We start from the raw sequence: 25208 nt of genomic DNA, 5'->3' as shown, positions 1-25208 counted from the left end.
AGGGGACTTTCCCCTCGTTACACGCGACCAAGGGCGCTTTCCCCGCATGCGATGCGGGGAAAGCGCCCTTCGTCTTGCCCTCGTGTGGCTGGTCAGCCGACGACCCGCAGCTCCAGCGGCCGCATGTCGTCCTCGCTCGGTACCACGGTGAGGCCCGCGGCGGAGAGGACCGCGGTGAGCGCCGCCCTCACCGCCGCGTGTGCGGAGTTCAGCTGCCGCACCCTCGGATGCTCGATCTCCCCGGCCGTCAGATGCCGGTAGACCTCCTCCTGCCAGGCGACGTTCATCAGCCAGTTCACGTAGACGCCGCCGGCTTCGCCGAAGAGGTCCACGTCGATCGCCGCGCCGCCCTCGTCGCTGAGGCCGGAGAGGTCCGGTTCGGCGATCACCCGGAAACCCGCCTCCAGCAGGACGGCCGCGGTCCGGCCGCCCAGTGCGAGCAGCCGTTCCTGGTCGGCGGGGGAGACCCGTCGCGGCGACGTCATCCGGCACCCACGAGCACGCGTTCCTCCTTGGTCTCGGCGATCAGCGCGCCGGGGAAGTGGATACCGCGTTTCCGGTAGGCGGTCCGCATGTAGCCCTGCAGGAGCGTCTTGTACGCCGAATTGAGCAGCTCGTCGTTGGTCCAGGCCACCGAGAAGGAAACCTTGAGATCGTCCCCCATTTCGGGCACCCAATCCCGATCACAGTCCGGACACGGCTCTCGTTCGGAGTACAGGGCCTTGATGTCCTTCGGGTTCTTCCCCTTGGCCCGCACCTTCTGGACGATGTCCTTCTCGGAGTGATGGTCCTTGCCCGCACTGTAACCGATCACGTAGTTCGGATACTTGCCGTCGGGGTTGGTCCAGCCTTCCAAGTAGGCGACCGCGATATTGCGGCTGATCCCGAAACCGGACCCGATCCGCGCGTCCATCGCGATGGACGACATGCCGCCGCTGTCGTAGTCGACGATCCCGCAGGTGAAGTCCGGTAAGTCCGCGGTTTTCGCCGCGGTCGCCGGGACTTCGGAGAGCCGTTTGCACCATTTGCGGATGGTCTTGAAGATCGGCGTGACCTTCTCCACGACCTTGCTGAAGAGCGCGGATTTGCTCACGAACTTCTTGATGTTGTCGATGATCTTCACGACCGCCGAAGCCACCTTCGGCAACTTCAGGAACACCGCGACCACCGACGCGACGTTGAGCACGGTCCAGATGCAGGCTTCGATGTTGCCCTCGCCGAAGCACCTTTCCGCGTCGCGCCAGCCGATGACCTCCAGCAGCACTTCGGCGCCGATCTCGACGAGGAATTCGACGACCCCGCCGCCGCTCTGGGCCTTGTCCCTCGCCTGCCGGTATTCGTCCAGGAGCATGCGCCCGAAATCGGACGTCGAAAGCATCGCGACTTCTTCCGGCGTCAGGTCCGGGAGCTGCCCGGACGCCTCGGCCGCCTTGCGCCGTACTTCTTCCTCTTCCTGGCGTTGCCGTTCTTCGGCGCGGTCCGCGGCCTGCTGGGCCTCGGTCGCGCTTTGCCTCGCCCGCTCGGCCGCGGCGGCGGCGTTGCGGGCGTGCTCCTCCGCCCGGTCGGCGGCGTCCCTGGCCTCGGCCGCCGACCTTTCGGCGTTCGTCGCCGCTTCCCTGGCCAGCCGCGCGTCGCTCTCGGCCCGGCTCGCGGAGTCACGGGCGGCCTGCGCCTCCCGCTCGGCCGCGGCCGCGCTCCGGCCCGCGATGGCCGCGTCGGCGTTCGCCTCGTTGGCGGCGGCCCTGGCGGTCTGCGCGTCGGCCCTGGCGGCCGCGTCGGACGCGTTCGCCCGTTCGCCCGCCGCTCGGGCGAGTGCCCCTTCGGCCGCCGCGCGTGCCGCCGCTTCCTGCGCCTCCGCGGCGGAATTCGCGGCTGCCGCGGCCGACGACGCCGCCCGTGCCGCGGCTTCGAAGGCGGGTTTCACCGCGTCCGCCGCCCGCCTGGCCGCGTCCGCGGCGCGTTCGGCGGCCGACTGGGCCTCGGTGGCCCGTTCCCGCGCGGCCCTCGCCTGCTCGTCGCCGACCGCCCTGGCCTGGCTCGCGACCAGGATGACGAAGTCCGCGTCGATGTCCGTGCCCGCGTACGGCGCGACGACCCGGATCGCGGTGTTCGCCGGATCGGTGATGGCCGCCGACGAAGAGCTCGCCGCCGTGGACGCCCGGAGCGCGACGGACGCCTGCGTGGCCGCCGAAACCGACTCGTTGAAGGCCGCGTCGGCCTCGGCACGCGTCCGTTCCGCCGCCATCAGCGAGCGCATCGCCTCCTGGGACGCCTGCTCGGCCAGCTGGACGGCCGCCCGCGCGGCCTCGCCCGCCTTGGTCTCCTCCAGGGTCGCTTCGCTGGCTTTGACGTTGGCCACGGTCGCGTGCTGGTGCGTTTCCGCGGCCGACGACTCGGCCTGGCCCGCTGCCCTGTCCGAAGCCGCGGCGGCTGCCTTGGCCTCCTGCGCGGCCGCGCGTGCCCGGGCCGCGGCCCGGGTCGACTCGGTCGCCGCTTCCCTGGAGACCACGGCCGCCCCGGTCGCCCGGTTGGCCGCGTCCCGTGCCGCGGAAGCCGCCGTGGTGGCCTGTCCTGCCTCGGCCCGGGCCGAGTCGGCCGCCCGGCGCGCGTCGCCCTCGGCCGTCGTCCCGCGTGCCGCCGCCTCGGCCGCGGTGAGCGCGTCCGCCTTGGCCTGGGCCGACTGCTTGCGCTGCTCGGCCGCGAAAGCGTTGTCACGGGCCGTCCGCGCGTTGCCTTCCTCGGTGACCGCCCGCTGTTCGGCGTCGCTCGCGAGCCGTTCCTGGTGCTGCGCCCGCTGGTTGGCATCCTCGGCGATCCCGGCCTGACGCTGGGCCTCGCCGCGCTGTCGTCGCGCTTCCGCCGCCGCCTGGTCGGCACGCTGCCGCGCGTTGGCCGCGTTGACGCGTTCCGCCTCGGCGACCTGCCGGGCGCTCTTCGCCCGGTCCCGCTGGCGTTGCGCCTCTTCCCGGTGCCCGCGGGTCCGGTCCGCGGCCGCCCTGGCCGCCTCGGCCGCGGTTTCCGCCTGTTCGCGAGCGGACTTGGCGCGGACGGCGGCGTCCTTGGCCGCCGCGGCCTGTGCGGCCGCGGCATCGGCGACCGCCTTGGCGGCCTGCGCGTGCTGTTCGGCGTGCAGGCCCCACTGACGTGCCTGTTCCGCGTGCCGCTCCGCCCGTTCCTGCGCGTTGCGGGCCTGATCGGTCGCCTCGGTGGCGTCGATCGCGTGCTGCGCGGTCTCCGAAGCGTGCACGGCGCCCTGGGCGGCCGCGGCCATTCCCCGGGCCATGTCGCCCCACTGCGTGCCGTAGGGCAGCCCGGCGGCGATGAGTTCGGCGGCCTGGACACCCGCTCGTTCGGCGGCACCGACGGCGTCGGTCGACGCGGTGCGGGCGTTGGCCACCTGACGCGCGGCTTCGGCCTTGACGATGGTGAACGAGTCCGCCGGGTGATTCCCCGCCGCGTCGTTGGCGTCGAGGATCTGCTTGGCCTTACGGGCTTCGTTGCCCGCCTGCACCATCGCGTTGGCCACCCGCTGCAGCGCCCGCAGCGCGTCGCCGTGCGCCACCACGAGCTGTCCGCGCGCGGTCATCGCCCTGGCGGACCGCCGGGCGAGATCGCTCAGCTGGTCGGCCGCGCGTTCGGCGGCCTCCTGGTCGCGGATCTGCTTGTCGCGGTCTTCGGCGTCGCGCCGTGCGGCGGCCAGGTAGCCGGTGTTGAGGAATTCGGCGATCGCGGCGTCACCGGCGTCGAGCGCGGCCTGCGCCGCGGTCTTCACGTGGTGCCCGGCGACGCCGAGCAGGGCGGTGACCCGCGCGCGCAGCTGGTCGGCCCTGGCGTGGGTCCCGGCGGCGATCTGCGTGTCCCGTTCCTGCGCGATCTCCTTGCCGTAGGCCAGGAACTGCTCGCGATCGGTGTCGGTACCCGCCAGCACCCGCTGGACCTCGGCCTTGAAGATCGGGCCGCCGGTGCCCGTCATCGCCTGGATCGTGGCCCGGTTCCGCCTCGCCGTCTCGGCCACGCGTGCCGCGGCGCGGGCTTTGGCCGCGTCGAGACCTTGTTCGAGGAATTCCTCCAGCGCGGCGGCGGTTCCGGCGGCCAGCGCGGCCGCGGCGGCTTCGCGGACTTCCGGCTCTTCGGCCAGTTCCGCGTAGTCGGTGACGATCTGGCGGACGAACGGTTCGCCGACGAGGGAGGGGACACCCGCCTGTCCGTCCCAGTTGCGGTACGGGTCTTCCGGCATCGGCCGTGCGGGCGACGTCGGTGGCGGGGTGACGGGTGGTGGATCGTCGGCCGACGCGGAACCGGGCTGGATCAGCCCGGCGAAAACGGTCAGGACCAAAAAGAGGACGAGCGCTCTCAGCGCGTGTTCGGGTTTTGACATCTGAACCCCCAGAAGTCTTCGTTTCCTGGAAAAGGAAAGGTGGCCTCGCCGGTGTCCCGGCGAGGCCACCGGTGTCACCTGGCGTACGCCCACGCGCCCTTCTGGGCGGTGTGATCGATGTTGCCGAACTGGAACATGCTCCGGCGCTTCCCGGGTTCACCCGGGACGTCCATCTCGTCGGAGATGGGATAGCCGAGCCAGCTTCGTTCCCAGCCCATCTTTTCCCAGAGTTCGCGGATGGCACCGAAGATCAGCCGCGAATCCGTGCTGGGACTCCAATAGATGGACCGGCCGCTTTCGAGATGGGTCGCCCGGCCGACCCCGTCCGGGAGGAAGAGGTTGTCGACGACGGGCAGGTTGGCGGGGACCTTGTGCCCGCCCATGGACCAGTACTTGGTCAGGATCGGGAACAGGATGTTCTTCGGCCCCAGCGAAGGGTTCCAGAAGGCCGCGCCGTTCTGGAACTTCCGCACCCGCACCCCGTTCTCGATGTACTCCGGCGTCACCGCCGGTCCGAAGTACTCACGCCACCAGTCCTCGTTGAGCAGGCGGAGGTCGATCTTCGTGGAGATGTTGGGATTCGGGTCGACGGTCTTCCACGACGCATCGGTCGCGTAATTGCCCGTGGTGTCGAAGTTGTTCTCGGCGCTCTGGCCGTGCGCGGCCCACAGTTCGCCCCAGTACTGCCTCAGGTACCGGCCGGGGTGCGCCTTCGACTGCAGGCTCACGTTGCCCGCGCTGTTGTCCAGGCCCGGCCGCGCGCACCAGGTCGCGTTGAGCTTGAACCCGTCGGTGCCGTCGTTGCCCGCGAGCTGGACCCGCAGGTTCGGCGCGACCCGCAGATAGCTGCCGACCCGGGTGGCCGATTCGAGCGAGAAGCAGTTCGCGTCCGCGAGCCCGGTGACGACCTTCCAGCTGGCCTCGCCGAGCGGGGCGGTGACGGTGTTCGCCGGCTGCGTCCCCGGGGTCGCCCAGGCGTCGCCTCCGCCGCTGCGCACGTGCCAGCCGCGGGTGTTCGAGGTGACTCCCGAGAAACCCTGCTCGAGCGGAAGGTACTGGCCCCTGGCGAGAAAGTCCTTGACCTGGTCCCAGGTCCCGGTCGCCGCGACCGAAGCCGCCGCGGCCGAGAGCCGCGGGCGCAGCCTGCTCGCATCGGCCTTCGTCTTGATGTCCCGCACCTTCTGCCGGTCGGCTTCCTCACGCTCGCGCAGGATCCGGGCGTCGTCGCGGGCACGGGCCTCGCCGATGCCGGTGACGATGAACCGCGTCCAATCCGCCGCCCCGGCGATCAAGGCGGCGTTCGCCGCGTTCTTGATCTCGCGGTGCGCGGGGTCGGCCAGTTCCGGCGTCTTCAGCAGTTCCCGGATGAAGTCGTCGTCGGGCAGCAGCAGCCAGCTCGCGACGGCGACGACCGGGATCTTGTGGCAGGCGTCCTTCTTGGCCGCGACCGCTTCGGCGCGTCGGCCTTCTTCCTCGCCCTTCTGTTTCTCCCGCTCGATGTAGTCGAGCTGGTCCTGGTGGTGCAGCTCCCGGATCTTGTTCTCGATGAAGTCCTTCCAGACCGCCGCGTCGCCACCGAAGGCGTCGAGCGCGCCGAGCTTGAGCTTGGTGCCCGCCGGAGCCCGCTGGTAGACCTTGTAGACGAAGTTCTGGTCGTTGTCGTTGAGGATGACGTCGTCGTAGGCGAGTTCGGCGTCGATCAGCACCTCCCGCCGGACACGGACGGTCTCGTTCCACGCGTCCTGACGGCGCTGCCGTTCGATCCGGTCCCGCGCGGCGAAGTCGAAGACCCCGGTGCGGATGAACGCCGTCGCGTCCGGCGCGGCGGGCGTCTGCACCATGATCCGGTAGACGCGGTACGACTCTTCTTTGGTGAGCGGGAAATCGGTGCCGTTGATCCGGTCGAAGACCTTGAAGACGAAGTTCATGTCGGTGGCGTTACGCCATTCGGACGTCGCGTCGCCGACCTCGATCTCGTGGACCGCCCTGACCTTTTCCAGTTCGGTCGCGGCCGGGAGTTCGGCCGCCGCCACGTCCGGGCTCTCCAGCGGGACCTCGGGCGCGGGCGGTGGCGGTGCGGCGCTCGCGCCCGCCGGGGCGACCAGACCGGTCAGCGCGGTGGCGACGGTCAGGATCGCGAGCGTCCGGGTCAGTTTTCCGGTGTTCCCCAGTGTTCTTCGCATTTCGGAATACCTTCGTCGAGGAGAAAGAAGACCGGCAGGGGACCGGGACCTCCCGGTCCCCTGCCGAATTCGGGCCGGACTCAGCCCACGGGGACGCCCACGCGGCGGAATACCCTCAGTTCGCCGTCGGCCGCGTTCCAGCTGATGGACCAGCCGTTCTGGAAATCGCTGCGGCGTCCGCCGGGGATGTCGTACTCGTCACTGGTCGGGAAACCGAGCTGACCGGTCTCCGCGCCGAGCGAATCCCATTTGCCGCGGATGGCGCCCATCACGAGCTTGGCCCCGGTCGCCGGGGTCCAATAGATCGCGACACCCTGCTGCAGCGAGATCTTCGCCGAACCGCTCCCGGAGATTTGATGGGTCAGCGGCAGCAGCCATTTGTGCCCGCCCAAGGCCAGATACCGCGTGTGGACCTCGCCCGTGACGAACCTGGCGCCGGTCTCCGGGCCCCAGTAGACGCGCCCGTTCTGGAAGTCCCGGTAGCGGACGCCCGCGTCGTGGACCTCGGCGGCCTTCGGGTTCCCGGCCAGGGCGCGAAGCTGGTCGTCGTTGTACCAGCCCAGCATCAGCGGGGTGGAGACCTCGGGGTTGGGGGCGACGACCTTCCAGCCCGAGTCCTCGTTGAACAGCCGTTCGGTGTCGAACCAGTTGCCGCCGCCGAGCTGCGCGACCCACAGCTGCGCGTCGGTGTGCCGCAGGACCCGGCCCGGCTGCGCCTTCGACTCCAGCGCGATGCCCCAGCCGGTGCGCTTCGGGCACCAGGTCGCGTCCCGTTTGAACGCGTCCGTGCCGTCGTTGCCGTGCAGCTTGACCCGGAAGTCCTGCTGCCGCAGGTAGTTCCCGGTGCGGTCGACGGATTCGAACGAGTAGCAGAGGGGGTCGGCGAGCCCGCTCGCGACCTTCCACGTCGCGTACGGCAGCGGTTTGGTGCCGTCGGTACCGGCCTGCCCGGGGTGATCCAGGCATCGCCGCCGCCGGAGTGCACGTACCAGCCCTTCACCCCGGGGGTCACGGTCTGGAGCGACTGGTTCAGCACCTGGTACTGGCCCTCGCGCAGGAACGCGACGACGTCGGAGCGCGAACCGGTGAGCGCGGTGTCGGCGGCCGCGACCAGCCGGGGCCGGACACCGCCGTTCTCCGCCCTGGTCCTGATCTCCCGGACGACACGGCGGTTCGCCTCGTCCTCCTCGCGTTCGCGGCGGGCCTTGCCCCGGTCCGCCGCCTGCTTGAGGCCGGTGTTGACGAACGTCCGCCACACGGCCGGATCGGTGCTGCGCGAAGCGAGGTCGGCGGCGTCCTTGATCTCGACGTTCGCCGGGACCGCGAGTTCGGGGAGACGCAGCAGTTCGCGGATGAAGACGTCGTCGGGTGCCTGCAGCCAAACGGTCTGGAAGGTGGCGGGGATGGCGGCCACCGCCGAACGCCGTTTGAGCTCGCGCTCGACGCGCTGTGCCTCTTCCTCGCTCTGCTGACGTGCCTTTTCGATGGCGGCGAAGTCGTCCTGCTCGGCGAGTTCGAGGACGGTGACCTCGATGAAGGTCTTCCACACGGCGGCGTCACCCTGGTACGCGGTGGCGGCGCCCGCCTTGACCTTGCTCCCGGTGGTGGCCCGGCTGAAGACCTGGAACACGAAGTTCCGGTCGGTCAGGTCGAGCATCGCCGGGTCCGGGGCGATGTGCGCGTTCTCGATCGCCTTCATCCGGGTGGTGACGCGATGCTGCTTTTCGGCGTCGCGCAGCACCTGCTCGTCCTGATCGCGCTGGACGAACTCGTGGACGCCGGTCCGGATGAACACCGAGGCGTCGGGCACGGCGAGCCCGTAGACCCGGGAGGCCTCGGCCTTGGTGCGGGGGAACTTGTCGATACTGATCTTGTCGTAGATCCGGAAGACGAAGTTCTTGTCGGACAGCCGGAGCCAGTCGTCGGTCGGTTCCCCGACGTGGATGGCGTTGACGGCGTCGTACTTCTCCCGTTGCGTGGCGGGGAGAATGGTCGTCGAGCCGACATCGGGTTCGGCCGTCGGGATCGCCGGCGGCACGGCCTGCCCCGGCGGTGGTTCGGCCGCGTGGGCGGGAATGCCCAGCAGTCCGGAGAAGGCGGCGGCGACGGTTGCCACCGCCAGGCCACGGCACAACCGTGACGTGGACATAGTCGTTCTTCGCATACCCCAGTTCCTTCTTCTCGAGAGAGACGGTCGTGATCAGCTCGGGTTCTTGACCCGCTGTTCGCCTTCGAGTGCCTGTCGCAGCAGCGATTCCCAGTACGCGGCCTGGTCGACGGCCATCGAGCGGTTGTTCTCCCAATCGGCCTCGGTCGCCTTCGCCGGGTCGATCATCGCGTTCCAGTTCGGGTTCTGCGCCTGCTGGGCCGCGAGCAGGATGGCGCGCCAGGTTTCGGCCTGCTGCCGCGAGAAGTCACGCGCCTCCTCCCATTTGGACTGTGCGGGCGAGGCCTGCGTGCCGACGCTTCGCCAGGCCGCGGCTGCCTTGTCCCTGGCTTCTTTCCCGGCTTCGCCCTCGGTCTCCCTGGCGGCCTTCTCCGCGGCTTCCGCGTCGGTGATCAGCCGCGCGATGGTGTGCAGCCACTGCTGGTTCTGGTCCAGCACCCGCTCGCGGAACGACTCGATGTCCAGCCGTGCCGCGTGCGCCCAGCCCCAGGCGAAGAAGTCGGTCAGATCGTCGTCGGTCGCTCCCGCCCGGACGGCGTAGGAGGCGGCGAACCGCACCTGCGCGCCGGGATCGTTCTGCGCCAGCATCCGGATGTAGCGGCGGTCCTCCTCGACCAGCGCCCGTTTCTGCTCTCCGAGATCGGCGCGGAACTTCAGGTCGCGGGCCTTGGCGGCCTCGTAACCACCGCCGTGACAGAACTCTTCGCGTTTCGACGGCGACTCGGTCAGGTAGTTCGAAGCCGCTTCGTAGACCTCCGGCGAATACTGCCGGGTGTGCGTTTCCAGCAGCCTGTTCAGGAAATCGATGTTGCGTTTGTCGAGGTTCTGCGCCCTTTCCTTCGCGAAGACGAGACCGCCGTCGGGAAGACGCAGGAACTCGATGGCCGCCGCGTCCGGATCTTCGCTCAGCAGTGCCACCCACGCGTCGGTCTTCACCGTCGCGTAGAAGCCGTATTTCGCGTGGTACAACACTTCTCGCCGGGCGATCTCACCCGGCATCGAGGCCGAGGCCGAGACGACGCCCGGCATGGCCGCGCCCGCCACCGGAACGGAGACCGTCCCGGTGAACAGGACGGCCGCGCACAAGGCACAGGACAGCATTCGTAGATACACGGAAGCCCCCAATCACTTCGGTGCAGAATGGATATTCGGTTGTGAATGGAAAGGGTCAGCGGCGATAGGCCAGCGTTTGCCCCGTCGCCGGGTAGTGCACGATCCAGCCGCCTTGGAAGTCGCTGCGCCTTCCGTTTTCGACGGCGTATTCGTCACTGATCGGGTATCCGAGATAACCCGTCCCGCCGCCTTCGGCGATCCACTTGTCCTGGATGGCGCCGTAGACGAGTTTCGGTTCGATCGACTTGTCGCCCCAGTAGAGGCTCGCCCCGTTCCGGAACTTCACGCGGTGCGCGCCGTCGGGGAGGGTCTCCTGGTCGGTCTCCGGGAACGAGAACTGGAGGCCGCCGAAGGCGACGTACCTCGCGACGAACGGCGAGCCCATCCACTTCGCGGCCGGTCCGAGCCGATCGTGCTGGTACATCCGGCCCTTGGCGAAGTCGCGGTACCGGAATCCGTTGCCGTCATAGCCTTCGAACACCTCGGGGGCGACGGGCGCGCCCACCGCCGCGGCGGCCGCGGCGTCGTTGTGCCACCGGAGCATGAGGACCGTGGTGATCTCGGGGTCCGGTTCCCGGGTCGCCCACGCGATGTCGGCCATGAAGGACGGGCCGCCGTCGAAGGCGTCGGACCCGGTCCGTGCCGCCGCCCAGAGCTTGTTCTGGAAATGGCGGAGGAACCGGCCCGGCTGGGCCTTCGATTCCAGGGCGACGTGGGCCGAGACGGGTTTCGGGCACCAGGTCGCGTCGAGTTTGAACTGGTCCGTGCCGTCGTGACCCTGCACCTTCACCGCGAGGTTCTGCTGCCGGAGGTAGATACCCGCCTGACGGGTGGATTCCAGCGAATAGCAGCCCGCGTCGGCCAGTCCGGTCACCACCCGCCAGTTCGCCGCGGGGAACGGTCTGGTCCCCGTCGGCCGGTTCGGGTTGTCGCCGGTGCCGACGGTCCCTTCGCCGACGACGTTGCCGGTCACGTAGTAGCCACGCCGCCCTTGGGAGGTGGCCATGAGCGACTGTGCCAGCGGGAGGAACTGCCCGTCCCGCAGGAAAGCGGTCACGTCGGCGGGAGTGCCCCGCAGTGCCGCGTCGGAGGCCTGGACCAGCCGCGGCCGCAACCGGGAGGCCTCGGCCTTCGCCCTGATGTCCCGCACCTTCTGGCGGTCGGCATCGTCGCGCGCGGCCTGTTCGCGGGCGCCGTCCCGTTTGACCGCGTCGTGGACACCGCGGTCGATGTACGCCCGCCACACGAGCCTGTCGCTGCTCTGCAGCGCGGCCAGCGCGGCGGCCTTGACCTCCGCGTGGACCGGATCGGCGAGCTGGGTGGTCTTGAGCAGCTCACGGATGAAGTCGTCGTCGGCCAGGCCGAGCCACGCCGGGTTCGGCGGGACCGGGACGGCGTTGACCGCGTTGGTGCGGGCGAAGTCGGATTCCAGTTTCTTCGCGGCTTCTTCGTCCCGCTCGCGTTCACGCTCGATGGCGTCGAGCTGATCTCGCGTGTGCAGGTCGTAGATCGTGGTGGTGATGTACGTCTTCCACGCCGCCGCGTCGCCGCCCCAGGCGTCGAGAGCGCCGTTCTTCACCTTCGGCCCGGAAGCGCGTTTCCAGACCTGGTAGACGAAGTTCTGGTCGGTCCCGTCGAGCATCGCGGCGTCGGCGGTGATCCCGGCCCAGCGCGCCGCGTCCTCCCTGGCCTTCCTGGCCAGCGCGACTTCCCGGTCGCGCCGGATCTTCTCGTCGTGGTCGCGTTCGACGAATTCGTGGATCCCGGTGCGGATGAACGCCGACGCGTCGGCGACTTCGAGCTTGTAGACGCGATACGCCTCGATCCTGGTCAGCGGGTACTGCGCCGGGTCGGCCCGGTCGTACACGCGGAACACGAACGCCTTGTCGTCCAGTGAGGTCCACTCACCGGTGATCTCTTCGCCGATGGCCGTGACGGCCCTGGCCTTTTCGAGGACACCGGCGGGCGGGACTTCCGTCGTGGCGACGTCTTTCGCCACTTCGGCGGCCATCGGTGACGCGATCGCGAGGTTTCCGGACAGGAAAACGGCAGCGGCCATCGCCGCGATCCCCGAAGGGACCGATCTTCGGTACATGTTCAGTTATCCCCAGTTCCCGGAATTCCCCCAGTGAAATCCCGGTCGAGGTTCACCTAACCGCTGATGTCCGATTCGCGCAAGATCCGCCTGGACTAGTCAGGAAATCACTCTTGCGACATGTGTCCGGAAAGGAATTGTCAGGCGCCTTCCACCCCGATGTCGAAGGCCGACTCGCTGTCCGCCTTCGAGTACGAGCGGAACGCGATGTGCGTGACCGTGCTCAGCACTCCGGGGACCTTGCCGATCTTCGCCGGGATCAGATCCGCGAGGTCTTCGTGGGCCGCGACGCGGACCGAAGCGATCAGGTCGACGTCGCCCGCGCAGGAGTAGACCTCGCGGACGCCCTCGATGTCCGCGATCGCCTGCGCCGCTTCGGGGATCGCATCGGCTTCGACCTGGATCAGCACGATCGCCGTGATCAAAGGGTCCTCCTGTGTTCGTTGTCGCGCGTCTCCGTCGGGCTTGGTCCCGGCAAAAAGATCCTAGCCCGCGACCCGCTCCAGCGCCGTCGCGCTCGCGGCCAGGTCGAGCCACTCCTGCCAGCCGCCCGCGACGGCCGCCTCGGCCCACGGGTGGGTGGTGCGCACGAGCCGGACCCCCGGGCGGGTCAGCCAGCGGAGCAGGATGCCGACCTCCTCCGAGATCGCGCCGAAGAGCGGCCCTGGACCGGGGATCACCGTCTCCGCCGAGGCCACCAGCATCTCGACCACCGGCATCGGCGGCACCCCGCGCCGGGCGACGCCCGCCGACGCGAGCCTGCCGTGCCGGATCACCGCGAGTTCCCAGCCGCCCTTCCCGTCCGGCCCGGCGGCGATCAGTTCGGGAATACCCGCCAGCGCAGACTGCCGGTGTGCCCTGCCGACCGCGCGGATCAGCCCGGCCAGCTGATCGCGGTGCTGGGCGGCCTGTTCGTAGTGTTCGGCCTCGGCGAGCCGGGCCAGCTGGTCGGCGGCGGCCCGCAGCGGGCGGGCGTCCGTCCCGGCGATGAGACCGGACACCGCCAGCACGCCGGGCCGGTACGCCTCGACCGTCTGCAGACCGGCGCACGGCGCGCCGCAGCGGCCGAGCTCGGCGAGGACGCAGGGGGTGCCGCTCGGCGCGGTGGCCGAGATGCGCTGGGTGCACGTGCGCAGCCCGGTGGCGCCGGCGAGAGTGTCCGCGGCCGACCGGGCGTCGGTCTGGGTGCGGAAGGGGCCCAGCGTCCCGTCCCGCGGCAGGCGGACCACCGAAAGGCGCGGGAACGCCTCCTCGGTCAGCGAGACCCACCAGGCGTGCCGCGGATTCTTGGAACGGCGGTTGTACATGGGGCGGTGGGCGGCGATCAGCCGCAGCTCCCGGATGGAGGCCTCCAGCGCGTGCGCGCACTCGACCGTGTCGACCCGCTCGGCCAGCGCGACCATCTCCCGGATCCGCCCGCGGCTTTCCGAGCCGGTGAAGTACTGCCGGACGCGGCGCCGCAGGTCGGACGACGTCCCGACGTAGAGGACCTCCTCGCTCGGGCCGCGGAACAGGTAGACCCCGGGCCTCGACGGCAGATGCTCGGCCAGCGAACGTTTGCGGCGCTGGGCCGGGGTCACCTCGGGCAGGTAATCCAGCAGCTCTTCGAGCGTGTGGACGCCGACGTTGCCGACGCGTTCGAGCAGTGCGTGGAGGACGTCCACTGTGGCGCGCGCGTCCGCGAGGGCGCGGTGGTTGGGCGTCGTCCTCGCCCCGAACAGCGCGGCCAGCGCGGAAAGCCGGTAGCTGGGCGTCTCGTCACGGGAGATGACCCGGCGGGCGAGCCGTACCGTGCAGACGACGGCCGTCTTCGGCCAGCGGTAACCGTGGCCTTCGCAGGCCGCGCGCATGAAACCGGTGTCGAAGGGGGCGTTGTGCGCCACGAGCACGGCACCGGAGATGAACTCGAGGAACGCCGGCAGGACCCGCTCGATCCGGGGGGCGTCGTAGACCATCGCGCTGGTGATGCCGGTGAGCTCGACGATCTGCGGCGGGATCGGCATCCCCGGGTTGACGAAGGTGGCGAACTCGCCGACGATCTCACCTGCGTGGACCTTGACCGCGCCGATCTCGGTGATCCCGTCCGGCCCGGGTTTCGTCCCGGTGGTCTCCAGGTCGAAGACGACGAAAGTGGTGTCCCGCAAGGGTGTTCCGAGTTCGTCGAAGGCGAGTTGCGCCGCCCCCGGCCGCCGTCCGGTGTCCATGGTCGGGCACAGTAGGGGTGGGCACCGACAATCTCAGTATTCGCGCACGGTGTCCCATCGAGCGCGCCCTGAGCCCATGGGGCCTACCCTGGAGCGATGCAGCCGCAGCCCGCAGTGCCCGAACTGCCCGAGGACGCCACTGGCGGCCCCTCGGGGGTCGTGGCGTCGTCAGGTGGGCCGTCCGACGAGGTCCCGGCCGAAGGCTGGACGTCCCTGCCGGAGACCGTACGTGAGCGGATCGCCGAGCTGGCGGCCGCCGCCGTCGGCAAGCTGCCGGTCGCCGACGTGCCGAGGCAGCTGCGCCCGGTCGCCAAGTTCGCTCCGGCCAAGCGCGCGAAACTCGGCGGGACGGCGTTGCTCGCCGCGCTGGGGGAGTCGTCGCAGTTCCGGGTCGCGGTCACCGAATGGCTGCGCGACCACCGCACGGACGCCCTCGACCCGAACGCCCCCGATTCCGTCGCCGCCGCGGCCGCCGCCGTGCTGCTGGGCGAAGCGGGTGCGGCGGGCCGGGTCCGGCTGGTGGCGAAGAACGCCGAGGAGACGGCGTTGCGTGCAGAACGCGACGCCGCGCTGGCCCGTAACCAGCGGCTCGAGTCCGAAGTGGCGCAGCTGCGTGAAGACTTGCGCGGGGCCAAGGAGATCGCCGGTGGCGCGCGGGGCGAACGTGACGCCGAGGTCGAGAAGCTGTTGAAGCGCCTGCGGGAGCAAGGCGTCCAGCTGCGTCAGGCCAAGGACGCGGTCGCGCAGGCTCACGCCGAAATGGAGAGTGGCGGTGCCGAGCGCGCCGAAGAGGTCAAGGCGCTGAAGGCCCAGTTGGACCGTGAGAGGCAGCGAGTCGCGGCTGAGCGGGTGCGGGCGGAGAAGGCCGTCACGGACGCCGAGATCGCCCGTCAGTCCGCCCGCGAGGCGCGTCAGGCCGACGAGGTCCGGCTCGGGCTGCTGCTGGACACGATCGAAGGCGCCGTCGGCGGGCTGCGCCGGGAACTCTCGGTGAGCGCGCGGGGCCAGCGCCCGGCGGACATGGTCCGCGGTGCGACGTCGGGCCTGGGGGCGGGCGGCAAGATCCAGGACGTCACCGCGCTCGACAGGCACCTCGCGCTGCCCAACGTGCATCTGATCGTCGACGGCTACAACGTCACGAAGACGGGCTATCCGGAGCTGGCGCTTTCCGACCAGCGCGACCGGCTTATCCACCAGCTTTCCGCGCTGGCCGCGCGGACCAGCGCCGAGGTGACCGTGGTGTTCGACGGCGCCGGGGTGCTCTCCGTGCCCGCGGCGGTGCCGCGCGGGGTGCGGGTGCTGTTCTCCGAACGCGGCGTGCTCGCGGACGACGTCATCCGGTCCCTGGTCGCGGCCGAGCCGCCCGGGCGGCCGATGGTGGTCGCGAGCACGGACCGCGCGGTGGCCGACTCGGTGCGGCGGAAGGGCGCGCATCCGGTGCCCTCGGCGGTGCTGGTGTCGAGGCTCAGCCGGGTGTGACGGGTGCGGCAGCGCGTGGGCCTCGTGAGTGGCTAGGACGGTTCTAACGGACCCGTAGTTGCGCCGACCCACAGGAATCCGGCCTTGTGTCGGTGTCCCTTGGGGCTCTCGCTGGCTGGCGTGTGAGTGGGGAAGATTTGGGACGTTGAGTGTCCCCGATCCTCCGTTGATCAAGCTCCGAGAACGGAACACCCGCCTCGACGATGAAGGAATCGGGACACTCGGCGTCCCAATTCTTTCATCGTCGACATCCGGCACGCGCTGAGCACTCCACACTCGAACGTGCCGCGGCGCTCCGCTCCTACCGCTCAACGAGGTCCGGAAACTGTCGGTGGTCGCTCTTAACGTGCACCTCACCACTGAAAGTGAGGAGTCCGAGATGGACGACAAGGCCATCGCCGATATAGCGGACATAGAGACGTTCGTCATCGATTGCGACCGCTGCGCGGTCCGCGGTGACGCATGTCATGACTGTGTCGTCAGTGTTCTCCTCGGCGCGCCCCCGGCGCTCGAATGGGACGCCGACGAGCGGAAGGCCGTCGACGCGCTCGCGGAAGCCGGGATGATCCCGCGCCTCCGGATGGTCGAGATCGTCGGTCAGGAGCGCCGGATGACGGCTTGAGACACGCCGCGACCGGGGCATTCGACGAGTGGTCGATCCGATCGGGTGAACGGTAGGTAGTCGTGACAAGCCCCAGGATGTAACGCCCGTCACAACTTTCCGCTCATGCTGGTCCGAAGGTGTTTCGGCGCATCACGGAGAGTTTTTGTGGTGGGCACGGTGGACGCGGTGCCCGTGGTTTCGTAACCTGTCCGAGATCTCGTGGCCGGAAGTCGTCGCCAGATGACGACACGGGATCGCCACTGAAGCAGCTTTGTCGGGGAGTTGCACCAGAACCAGCCACGCGCCAAACCTGTTGCGATAGCACTCGGCCAGGCGCAAGGCGGGAACGCGGGGAACCGCGCGGGCCTCACGGCCGGCGACGCGGCTTCGCGGAAGAGGGCCCCCGACCTCTTCGTCCCGGGTTCCGGAGTAGGTGGCCGACAGCAAAGGAGACACGCGCGACCGTGCAGTCGCATCCAGTCAAGCGCGTGGTGTCAGGAGCTTTGGCCGCGGCCGCGGTGATCACAGCCGTAACGGTCGCCCAGCCTGCCGCCACTGCCGCCCCAGCCCCCGCCCCCCAGCAGCCCCCCTCCGGATCGGACGCGCTCGCCAAGTACCGCGACCTCGCGGCACAGGCCGAGAAGGCGAACGAGGATCTCCTCAAGGCGAAGGACGACCTCACCGCGAAGCAGGGCGAGCTCGACAAGGCCACCGCCGACGCCGCAGCTGCCAAGGACATCGGCGTCAAGGCGGCCGGTGACGAGAAGACGTTCCAGGCCGAGGTCAACAAGTTCGCCGGTGCGTCGTTCACCAGCGGTGTGCAGCTGAACAAGCTGTCGTCGCTGCTGTCGGGCGCGTCGACCCAGGAATTCCTGGAGCGCTCCTCGGCGCTCGAGGTCCTCGCCGCGAACAAGAACACCGCTCTGAACAACCTGAGTGGTGCCGTCGCCCAGGCCGCGGCCTCCGCGAAGCAGGCGTCGGACGCCCAGGGTGCGGCCACCGCCGCCCGTGACTCCGCCTCCAAGCTGACGACGGACATCGAGGCGCGCAAGAAGACGCTGGACGACCAGCTCAAGGAGATCCAGCGGGCCAGCGGCAACCTGAGCACCGCGGACAAGGCCGCCCAGAAGGACAAGGGCGGCGCGTTCCCCAACCTGCCCGCCCCGGGTCCCGCCGCCGCTTCGGCCCTCTCGGCCGCGAAGAGCAAGCTCGGCAGCCCCTACGGCTGGGGTGACGTCGGCCCGTCGTCGTTCGACTGCTCGGGTCTGATGCTGTGGGCGTACAAGCAGGCGGGTGTCACCCTGCCGCGGTCCAGCCGTCAGCAGTCGACCTTCGGCGCCCCGGTGCAGCGCTCGCAGCTCCAGCCGGGCGACCTGGTGTTCTACAACTCACCGGTTTCGCACGTCGGCATGTACGTCGGCAACGGCATGATGGTGCACGCGCCGACCACCGGCGACGTCGTCAAGGTGTCGCCGCTGCAGAACAACTACGTCGGAGCCCGTCGCCCGACGGCTTGACGAATACCGAAAAGGGGCGGTACCGCGCAGGCGGTGCCGCCCTTTTCGCGTACCGGGGGCCAAGTAGCCTGCAGGGGTGCTGAGGACCCTGCTCGTGACCAACGACTTCCCGCCCCGGCCAGGCGGCATCCAGAACTACCTGAACTCGCTGGCCACCCGCCTCCCCGCGGACGACCTCGTCGTCTACGCCCCGTCCTGGGAATCGAGCACCGGCTCGCACGGCGAGTTCGACGCCGCCGCCCCGTTCGAGGTGGTGCGCCATCCGACGTCGCTCATGCTGCCGACACCGGACGTTCTCAAGCGGGCGAAGGAGATCATGCGGGCCCGCGACTGCGAGGCCGTCTGGTTCGGCGCCGCCGCCCCGCTCGCCCTGCTGGGACAGCCGCTGCGGTCGGCGGGCGCCCGCCGGGTCCTGGCGTCGACGCACGGCCACGAGGTCGGCTGGTCGATGCTTCCGGGCTCGCGGCAGGCGTTGCGGCGGATCGGCGACACCGTCGACGTGATCACCTACGTCAGCAAATACACGCGCTCCCGGTTTTCGGCCGCTTTCGGCCCGATGGCGGGGCTGGAGATGCTCCCGTGCGGCGTCGACACCGCGCTCTACCGCCCGGACGCCGCCGCGGGCAAGGAGATCCGCGACAGGCACGGTCTCGGCGACCGTCCGACGATCGTCTGCGTTTCGCGGCTGGTGCCGCGCAAGGGCCAGGACATGCTCATCAAGATCCTGCCCGAACTCCGCAGGCGCGTCCCGGACGTGGCGCTGCTGATCGTCGGCGGCGGCCCGTACCGCAAGACGCTCACCGGCCTCGTCGGAGCGCTGGGGCTCGAAAACGACGTGGTCATCACCGGATCGGTGCCGTGGAAGGAGTTGCCCGCGCACTACAACGCGGGTGACGTCTTCGCCATGCCGGCGCGGACCCGCGGGAAGGGGCTCGACGTCGAGGGCCTCGGCATCGTGTACCTGGAGGCTTCCGCGACCGGGCTGCCGGTCGTCGCCGGGAACTCCGGCGGTGCCCCGGAAACGGTGCTGGACGAGGTCACCGGGCACGTCGTCGACGGCCGTGACGAACAGCAGCTGAGGGAGACGCTGGCCGCGCTGCTGGACGATCCGGTGCGGGCGCGGCGGATGGGGGCCGCCGGCCGCGAATGGGTCAGTGAGAACTGGCGGTGGGACACCATGGCGAGCAGGCTTTCCGGGCTGCTCGACGGCGACCCGGTCGCCGCGGTCCGATAGCCGGTCAGGGTTCGTAGCGCGCGGGGTGGTTCGGGTCGTCGACGCGGATCACCACGTCGGACAGCGCCGTGGGGTCGACTTCCTGTTCGTAGCGCTCGTAAGCGGGTAGCGCCCACTCGTCGGGGACTCGCCGCTTGAGCGCGGACGGCGAGAGCCACAGGTGCACGCTCAGGTCGAAGGCGAGTCCCGCGCCGAACAGGAACTCGCCCTCCACCAGCACGACGCCGCCCTCGGGCAGTTCGACGCGTTCGGCACGGGTGGCGCGATCGCGGACCGGGTCCCACAGCGAGGGGAGGACCCGGCCGCTGCCGCCCTCGGCGAGGGGGTCGAGCACCTCGCGGCGCAGGGCGCCGAGGTCGAGCCAGTCGCTGTAGCGCGAGTCCGGGTCTTCCTTGCCGCGTTCGAAACGCAGTGAGGCGGGGCGGAGGAAGTCGTTCGCCGAGATCCGCAACGCCGCGTGACCGGCGATCCGCAGGGGATCGACCAGGGCGTCGGCGAGTTCTGTGGTGTTGGTCGCACCGGCCGCGCCGTCCACGGCGACCGCGATCCGGCGGCGGCCGGTGATCGTCGTGATGCGGTCGGTCAGTTCGGAGACCAGCAGAGCGGGAGAAATCGGACGGTAGCGCACAGACAGAGATCCTCCACCCGGACCGGTGACTGCCGCACGGTACACCCGGTGAGAGGATGGGCCGGTGACGAAAGCAGTGGCCAAAACAGCCGGAAGTGGTTGGCAGGTAGGGGTTTCCCAAACTGTGCCGCAGAGCAGCGCACAGGTGTGGGACTTCCTGGTCGGACGCGACGGGGTGGGGATCTGGCTCGGTCCGGGTGCCGAACTCGGCCGTGAGCTGGGCGAGGCGTACGAAACGGCCAACGGGACGACCGGCGAGATCCGCGGTCGTTCCGAGGGTGACAAGCTGAGGCTGACCTGGCGGCCGAAGGACTGGGATCACGACTCGACCCTGCAGATCACGGTGAGCGGCACCGAGCAGAAGACCACGTTCCGTTTCCACCAGGAGTGGCTCGCGGGCGCCGACGAGCGCGAGGAACAGCGGGCATACTGGACCGAGGTGGCCGAGCGGGTGGTGGCCGCGCTGGCCGAACGCTGACCGGCGCGCCGGGGGAGGCGGGCCGATGCGCGAAGACCTGAAGGATCTGGCCGGGGATCTCGTCCAGGAGCCACACCGGATCTCCTCGCTGCTGCGGGAAGAAGGCAGGGTCCGCAAGGTCCGGATGCCGCGCGGTCTGGACGTGTGGCTCGTGACCGGGCACGCAGAGGCCCGCGCCGTGCTCTCGGATCCCCGCGTGGGCAAGGACACGGGCGAGATCCGGCGGCTCTTCGAACGCGACGGCTTCGAATCCGCGGGCGACAACGCCGTCCGCGCGCTGAACGGGCACATGCTCAACTCGGATCCGCCGGATCACACGCGGCTGCGCAAACTGGTCAACCAGGCCTTCACCTCTCGGACGGTTTCCCGGCTGCGGCCCAGGATCGAGCAGATCACCGCGGAACTGCTGGACGGGATCGGCGACGCCGGGCGCACCGATCTGCTGCCCGCGTTCGCCGTCCCGTTGCCGATCAGGGTGATCTGCGAACTGCTCGGCGTGCACGCGGGCGACCGGCCGTCGTTCGTGAAGTGGTCGAACACGATGGTCGCCTGGTCCACGCCGGAGGAACTCCGCGCCGCCGCGGCGCGGATGCACGCGTACCTCGTCGACCTGATCGAAGAGAAGCGCGCGCGGCCCGCCGAGGATCTGCTTTCGGGCTTGATCCACGCCAGTGACGAGGGCGATTCGCTCTCCGGCGAAGAACTGCTGTCGATGGCGTTCCTCCTGCTGGTGGCGGGTTTCGAAACGACGGTCAACCTCATCGCGAACAGCGTGTTCGCCCTGCTGCGCGAACCGGATCAGCTCGCCGCGCTCCGTGCCGATCCCGCGTTGCTGCCGGGTGCGGTCGAGGAGTTCCTGCGCTACGACGGCGCGATCCATTTGGCGACCATCCGGTTCACCCGCGAGCCTTTGCCGGTCGGTGACGTCGTGATCCCGGAAGGTGAGTTCGTGCTCGTCTCCCTGATCGGCGCGAACCGGGACGCCGAGCGATTCGAGGACCCCCACCGGCTGGACGTCACGCGGCAGGCGACCGGGCATCTCGCGTTCGGGCACGGCATCCACCACTGCGTCGGCGCCCCGCTGGCCCGGCTGGAGGCCGGGATCGCGTTGCGCGGACTGTTGGAGAGGTACCCGCTCCTGAGCTTGGACGCCGAGCCGGAATCCTTGCGGTGGCGGGAAAGCACCCTCGTCCACGGTCTCGAAACCCTCCCTGTGCGTCTGCGCTGACGCGGGCGTGTCATAGGGTCGCGGGATGGACGCCGCCGAACTCCTCGCGCTCGACGCGGAACACGTCTGGCACCCGTACGGGCCGATGCCGAGCACGATCGATTCCCTGCTGGTCCGCGAGGCGAGCGGGGTCCGGCTCACCCTCGACGACGGCCGCGAACTGGTCGACGGCATGTCGTCCTGGTGGGCGGCGATCCACGGCTACCGGAACCCGGTGCTGGACGCGGCGCTGGCCGACCAGGCGGGCCGGATGAGTCACGTGATGTTCGGCGGGCTCACCCACGAACCGGCCATCAGGCTGGCGAAGACGCTGGTCGACCTCACGCCGGACGGCCTGCGGCACGTCTTCCTGTGCGACTCCGGGTCGGTGTCGGTCGAGGTCGGCGTCAAGATGTGCCTGCAGTACTGGCAGTCGGTGGGGCGCAAGGAAAAGCGGCGCCTGATGACCTGGCGCGGCGGCTACCACGGTGACACGTTCACCCCGATGAGCGTCTGCGACCCCGACGGCGGGATGCATTCGCTGTGGCGCGGGATCCTGCCGGACCAGCTGTTCCTGCCCAAACCGCCCGGCGGGTTCGACGACGAGCCCGATCAGGCCTACCTCGACGTCCTCGCGGCGGAAATCGAGCGGCACGCGGGCGAGCTGGCCGCGGTCATCGTCGAGCCGGTCGTGCAGGGTGCCGGCGGCATGCGGTTCCACCCGCCCGCGTATCTGCGCGCGCTGCGTGACCTCACCGAGGCCAACGACGTCCTGCTGATCTTCGACGAGATCGCCACCGGCTTCGGCCGCACCGGCAAGATGTTCGCCGCCGAGCACGCCGGGGTGACACCGGACGTCCTGTGCCTCGGCAAGGCGCTGACCGGCGGTTATCTGACGATGGCGGCGGCGCTGTGCACACCGGAGATCGCCGGCGGGATCTCGCGGGGCGAGCTGCCGGTGCTGGCGCACGGCCCGACCTTCATGGCGAATCCGCTGTCCTCGGCCGTGGCCAACGCCTCGCTGGGGATCCTCGCCGGGGGCGGCTGGAAGTCCGACGTCCCGCGGATCGAGGCCGCGCTGAAAGCCGGGCTCGAACCCGCTCGCGAACTGCCCGCGGTCGCCGACGTGCGGGTGCTCGGCGCCATCGGCGTGGTGGAGCTGGACCATCCGGTGGACATGGCGATCGCGACCGAGGTCCTCACCGCGAACGGTGTCTGGCTGCGCCCGTTCCGGAACCTGATCTACACGATGCCGCCGTACATCTCCGACGCCGAGGACCTCGCGACGATCACGTCGGCCGTGGTCGCGGCGGCGCAAAAAGCCTGAAATGGGCCAAGTTCAACCTAAAGGGTGTGACGACGGCCACAGCAAACCGCAAAGGCCACGCTCGGTACAGCGCGTGACCTCGAGCTGATCTTGGTCAAGCGATCGGGCGAGTCCGATCGGGAGGTTTACCCTGTGGTTTGTCGTAAAAGACCGTTATGTCCTAGTTCTCCGGTGCACAAGCAAACCTGAGAAACCTTTGCGTAGCGGACTTTTGCGCGCCGATCAGGTTTCCTGCCCCCATGATCGACATCGTTGGTGACGAGCACGACACCGGGCCCCCGGGCCGCCGTAACCCCGCATCGACCCTCCTGAAGAACCTGCGCCACGACCTCCCGGCTTCGGTCGTCGTCTTCCTCGTGGCCGTCCCGCTTTCGCTCGGCGTCGCCCACGCCGCCGGTGCCCCTCTGCTCGCCGGACTCGTCTCCGCCGTCGTCGGCGGACTCGTCGCGAGCCTCTTCGGCGCTTCCGCCCTTCAGGTCAGCGGACCGTCCGCCGCGCTGACCGTCGTCCTCGCGGAGACCATCGCCACCTTCGGCTGGGCCGCCACCTGCGCCATCACCGCCGCGGCGGGCGTGGTCCAGATCCTCTTCGGCGTCAGCCGGATCGCCAGGGCCGCGCTCGCGATCTCGCCGGCGATCGTGCACGGCCTGCTCGCCGGGATCGGCCTGATCATCGTCCTCGGCCAGTTGCACGTCGCGCTCGGCGGCGCGGCGCACGGTTCCGCGATCGCGAACGTCCTCGCGCTGCCGGGCCAGATCGTCGGCCACCACGACCAGGCCGCGCTGATCGGCGTGGTCACCGTCGGTGTCCTGCTGGCGTGGACCCGGATGCCGCGTCCGGTGCGCCGCGTCCCCGGGCCGCTGGCCGCCGTCGTGCTGGCCACCGGGCTCTCCGTCGCGGCCGGGATGGACCTGCCGCGCGTCGACCTCCCGAACGGCTTGCCAGGGCTGGGTTTCGTGCCCGAGGCGCCGTCGGGATCCTGGGCGGCGATCACCGCTGCCGTCTTCACCATCGCGCTCATCGCCAGCCTGGAAAGCCTGCTTTCCGTCCTCGCCGTCGACAAACTGCGTGACGGTCCCCGCACCGACCTCAACCGCGAACTCGTCGGCCAGGGCCTGGCGAACGTCGCCGCGGGCTCGCTCGGCGGATTCCCGGTCACCGGCGTCGTCGTGCGCACCATGACCAACTTCGAAGCGGGCGCCCGGACCCGGATGTCGGCGATCCTGCACAGCGCCTGGATTCTCGGCTGCTGCCTGTTCCTGGCCGGCACGCTGCGGCTGATCCCGCTCGCCGCCCTCGCCGGGCTCCTCGTCTACGTCGGCGCCAAACTGGTCAACGTCACCAACCTCCGTGAGGTCCGCCGCCACGGCGACCTGCCGGTCTACCTCGCGACCCTGACCGGCGCGGTCGCCGTCAACCTGCTCACCGGGGTCGCCGCGGGGGTCGCGGTGGCGCTCGTGCTCATGCTGCGCCGGATGCTGTTCTCCGGGATCCACATCGAACCGGACGGCGCGCGGACCCGCGTCGTCATCGAAGGCGCGCTCACTTTCCTTTCCGTGCCAAGGCTCACGACCGTTCTCGCCGGAGTCCCCGCGGGTTCGGAAGTGACGCTGGAACTCTTCGTCGACTATCTCGACCACGCCGCTTTCGATTGCCTGCGCGGCTGGCAGCGCGCGCACGAGCGGGCCGGGGGAGTCGTGCTCGTCGACGAGATCGGGCATCCGTGGTTCGGGCGAGGCAAGGCAGGCGTGCCGACCGTGCGGCGCGGTGTCGCGTCCCGGGTGGTGCCGCGCTGGCTCGCACCGTGGTCGGAATGGCAGGCGGAGCATCTCGAACTGCCGGGCCAGCGCGGCGGCAGCGTTCCGTTGTGCCGCGGTGCTTCCGAATTCCAGCGGCGGACCGCACCGCTGCTGCGGCGGACCTGGGACGGGCTGGCGAACGGGCAGCAGCCGCACACGCTGTTCGTCACCTGCGGCGACGCGCGGATCGTGCCGAACCTGATCACCACCAGCGGACCGGGTGACCTGTTCACCGTGCGGAACATCGGAAACCTCGTCCCGCACGCCAGCGCCGAGGCGGATTTCTCCGTGGGAGCGGCGATCGAGTACGCCGTCGGTCTGCTGCGGGTGCGGGAAGTGGTGGTGTGCGGGCATTCCGGCTGCGGAGCGATGAAGGCGCTGCTCGGGGACGCGCCCACCGGGCTCGTGCACCTGGGCAGCTGGCTGCGCCACGGCGAAGCGACGATGCGGCGCCGGGAAAGCGAGGGGCCGGTGCTGCTCGACGGCGCCCGTCCCGATCACGAGGCCGACCGGCTCGCTCTGCACAATGTCGTGCAGCAACTGGAAAACCTGCGCTCGTACCCGGTCGTGGACGCCGCGCTGGCCCGGGGCGAACTCCGGCTCACCGGGATGTACTTCGACGTCGGCAAGGCGAACGTCTACCTGCTCGACGCGGCGCACCGGTCGTTCACGTCGGCCGCCACCCCGGTGAAGTCCTAGCCTTTTCGCGGCACACCCGGTCCCCACCGAAACCCGAATGTCATTCGCGATCGACGGCCTCAATCCCAATATTTGGGAGCCCGTAAGGCTTTTCGA

Annotated in this window: 19 protein-coding genes and 1 pseudogene; 10 read left to right on the top strand and 10 right to left on the bottom strand. The window is 69.9% G+C overall.

What is annotated here, in order from left to right; translation table 11 throughout:
• Positions 1–92: 92 nt before the first annotated feature.
• From BKN51_RS22460 to BKN51_RS45000, 5 genes and pseudogenes are all read right to left on the bottom strand, one after another.
• On the bottom strand, positions 93–485 hold the full coding sequence (locus BKN51_RS22460; protein ID WP_101609488.1) for a hypothetical protein: 393 nt from the start codon (positions 483–485) through the stop codon (positions 93–95).
• Positions 482–4378: a nucleic acid/nucleotide deaminase domain-containing protein gene (locus BKN51_RS22455; protein ID WP_101609487.1), complete on the bottom strand. Its 3897-nt coding sequence runs from the start codon at positions 4376–4378 to the stop codon at positions 482–484. The genes BKN51_RS22460 and BKN51_RS22455 overlap by 4 nt, the downstream gene beginning before the upstream one ends.
• Before the next feature lie 74 nt (positions 4379–4452).
• Positions 4453–6561 (bottom strand): AbfB domain-containing protein, encoded by a 2109-nt coding sequence (locus tag BKN51_RS22450; protein ID WP_101609486.1) that lies wholly within the window; start codon positions 6559–6561, stop codon positions 4453–4455.
• An 80-nt stretch (positions 6562–6641) separates the two neighbouring features.
• The gene (locus BKN51_RS44425; RefSeq protein WP_236781089.1) at positions 6642–7127 is read right to left on the bottom strand and encodes an LGFP repeat-containing protein; all 486 of its coding nucleotides are present in this window, start codon (positions 7125–7127) and stop codon (positions 6642–6644) included.
• Positions 7128–7220: 93 nt separating this feature from the next.
• Positions 7221–7817: pseudogene (locus BKN51_RS45000) on the bottom strand (AbfB domain-containing protein); the annotation flags it as partial.
• 276 nt (positions 7818–8093) lie between these two features.
• Between BKN51_RS45000 and BKN51_RS44995 the strand changes: the two are divergent.
• Together BKN51_RS44995 and BKN51_RS44990 are read left to right on the top strand one after the other, a co-directional pair.
• Positions 8094–8315 (top strand): hypothetical protein, encoded by a 222-nt coding sequence (locus tag BKN51_RS44995; protein WP_158306856.1) that lies wholly within the window; start codon positions 8094–8096, stop codon positions 8313–8315.
• Positions 8276–8701, top strand: a complete 426-nt coding sequence (locus BKN51_RS44990) for a hypothetical protein (RefSeq protein WP_158306855.1) — start codon at positions 8276–8278, stop codon at positions 8699–8701. Before BKN51_RS44995 ends, BKN51_RS44990 begins: the two co-directional genes overlap by 40 nt.
• Positions 8702–8761: 60 nt before the next feature.
• Here the strand turns inward: BKN51_RS44990 and BKN51_RS22435 are convergent, their stop codons facing one another.
• The 4 genes from BKN51_RS22435 to BKN51_RS22420 form a co-directional block, all read right to left on the bottom strand.
• Entirely contained in the window at positions 8762–9841 is a 1080-nt protein-coding gene (locus tag BKN51_RS22435) for a hypothetical protein (protein WP_146044385.1), read from the bottom strand.
• A gap of 55 nt (positions 9842–9896) precedes the next feature.
• Positions 9897–11900 (bottom strand): AbfB domain-containing protein, encoded by a 2004-nt coding sequence (locus tag BKN51_RS22430; RefSeq protein WP_158255790.1) that lies wholly within the window; start codon positions 11898–11900, stop codon positions 9897–9899.
• A 176-nt stretch (positions 11901–12076) separates the two neighbouring features.
• A complete protein-coding gene (locus tag BKN51_RS22425; protein ID WP_005154220.1) occupies positions 12077–12361 on the bottom strand; it encodes an Lrp/AsnC family transcriptional regulator in 285 nt (94 codons plus the stop codon).
• Between the two features lie 60 nt (positions 12362–12421).
• On the bottom strand, positions 12422–14140 hold the full coding sequence (locus BKN51_RS22420; RefSeq protein WP_101609481.1) for a DEDD exonuclease domain-containing protein: 1719 nt from the start codon (positions 14138–14140) through the stop codon (positions 12422–12424).
• A gap of 96 nt (positions 14141–14236) precedes the next feature.
• Here BKN51_RS22420 and BKN51_RS22415 point away from each other — a divergent pair, with 96 nt between their 5' ends.
• From BKN51_RS22415 to BKN51_RS22400, 4 genes are all read left to right on the top strand, one after another.
• Positions 14237–15619 (top strand): NYN domain-containing protein, encoded by a 1383-nt coding sequence (locus BKN51_RS22415; protein WP_101609480.1) that lies wholly within the window; start codon positions 14237–14239, stop codon positions 15617–15619.
• 379 nt (positions 15620–15998) lie between these two features.
• Complete coding sequence (locus BKN51_RS22410; protein ID WP_101613393.1) at positions 15999–16241, top strand: hypothetical protein; 243 nt, start codon at positions 15999–16001, stop codon at positions 16239–16241.
• A 446-nt stretch (positions 16242–16687) separates the two neighbouring features.
• On the top strand, positions 16688–17740 hold the full coding sequence (locus tag BKN51_RS22405; protein ID WP_174720441.1) for a C40 family peptidase: 1053 nt from the start codon (positions 16688–16690) through the stop codon (positions 17738–17740).
• A gap of 76 nt (positions 17741–17816) precedes the next feature.
• Positions 17817–18974, top strand: coding sequence for a glycosyltransferase family 4 protein (locus BKN51_RS22400; protein ID WP_199193061.1), 1158 nt, complete (start codon positions 17817–17819; stop codon positions 18972–18974).
• 4 nt (positions 18975–18978) lie between these two features.
• Here the strand turns inward: BKN51_RS22400 and BKN51_RS22395 are convergent, their stop codons facing one another.
• Positions 18979–19602 carry a uridine kinase gene (locus BKN51_RS22395; RefSeq protein WP_101609478.1) on the bottom strand — a complete coding sequence of 208 codons (624 nt, stop codon included), beginning with the start codon at positions 19600–19602 and terminating at the stop codon, positions 18979–18981.
• A gap of 124 nt (positions 19603–19726) precedes the next feature.
• Between BKN51_RS22395 and BKN51_RS22390 the strand changes: the two genes are divergently transcribed.
• From BKN51_RS22390 to BKN51_RS22375, 4 genes are all read left to right on the top strand, one after another.
• Positions 19727–20080, top strand: a complete 354-nt coding sequence (locus BKN51_RS22390) for an SRPBCC domain-containing protein (RefSeq protein WP_101609477.1) — start codon at positions 19727–19729, stop codon at positions 20078–20080.
• 25 nt (positions 20081–20105) lie between these two features.
• The gene (locus BKN51_RS22385) at positions 20106–21308 is read left to right on the top strand and encodes a cytochrome P450 family protein (RefSeq protein WP_101609476.1); all 1203 of its coding nucleotides are present in this window, start codon (positions 20106–20108) and stop codon (positions 21306–21308) included.
• Positions 21309–21333: 25 nt separating this feature from the next.
• Positions 21334–22614, top strand: a complete 1281-nt coding sequence (locus tag BKN51_RS22380; RefSeq protein WP_101609475.1) for an adenosylmethionine--8-amino-7-oxononanoate transaminase — start codon at positions 21334–21336, stop codon at positions 22612–22614.
• 239 nt (positions 22615–22853) lie between these two features.
• Positions 22854–25112, top strand: coding sequence for a bifunctional SulP family inorganic anion transporter/carbonic anhydrase (locus tag BKN51_RS22375; protein ID WP_101609474.1), 2259 nt, complete (start codon positions 22854–22856; stop codon positions 25110–25112).
• The last annotated feature ends 96 nt before the right edge of the window (positions 25113–25208 follow it).

The sequence above is a fragment of the Amycolatopsis sp. BJA-103 genome, assembly GCF_002849735.1.
Classification (GTDB): Bacteria; Actinomycetota; Actinomycetes; order Mycobacteriales; family Pseudonocardiaceae; genus Amycolatopsis.
The sequence above is the reverse complement of the archived record's forward strand: the minus strand, read 5'-3'. Positions and strand labels throughout refer to the sequence as shown.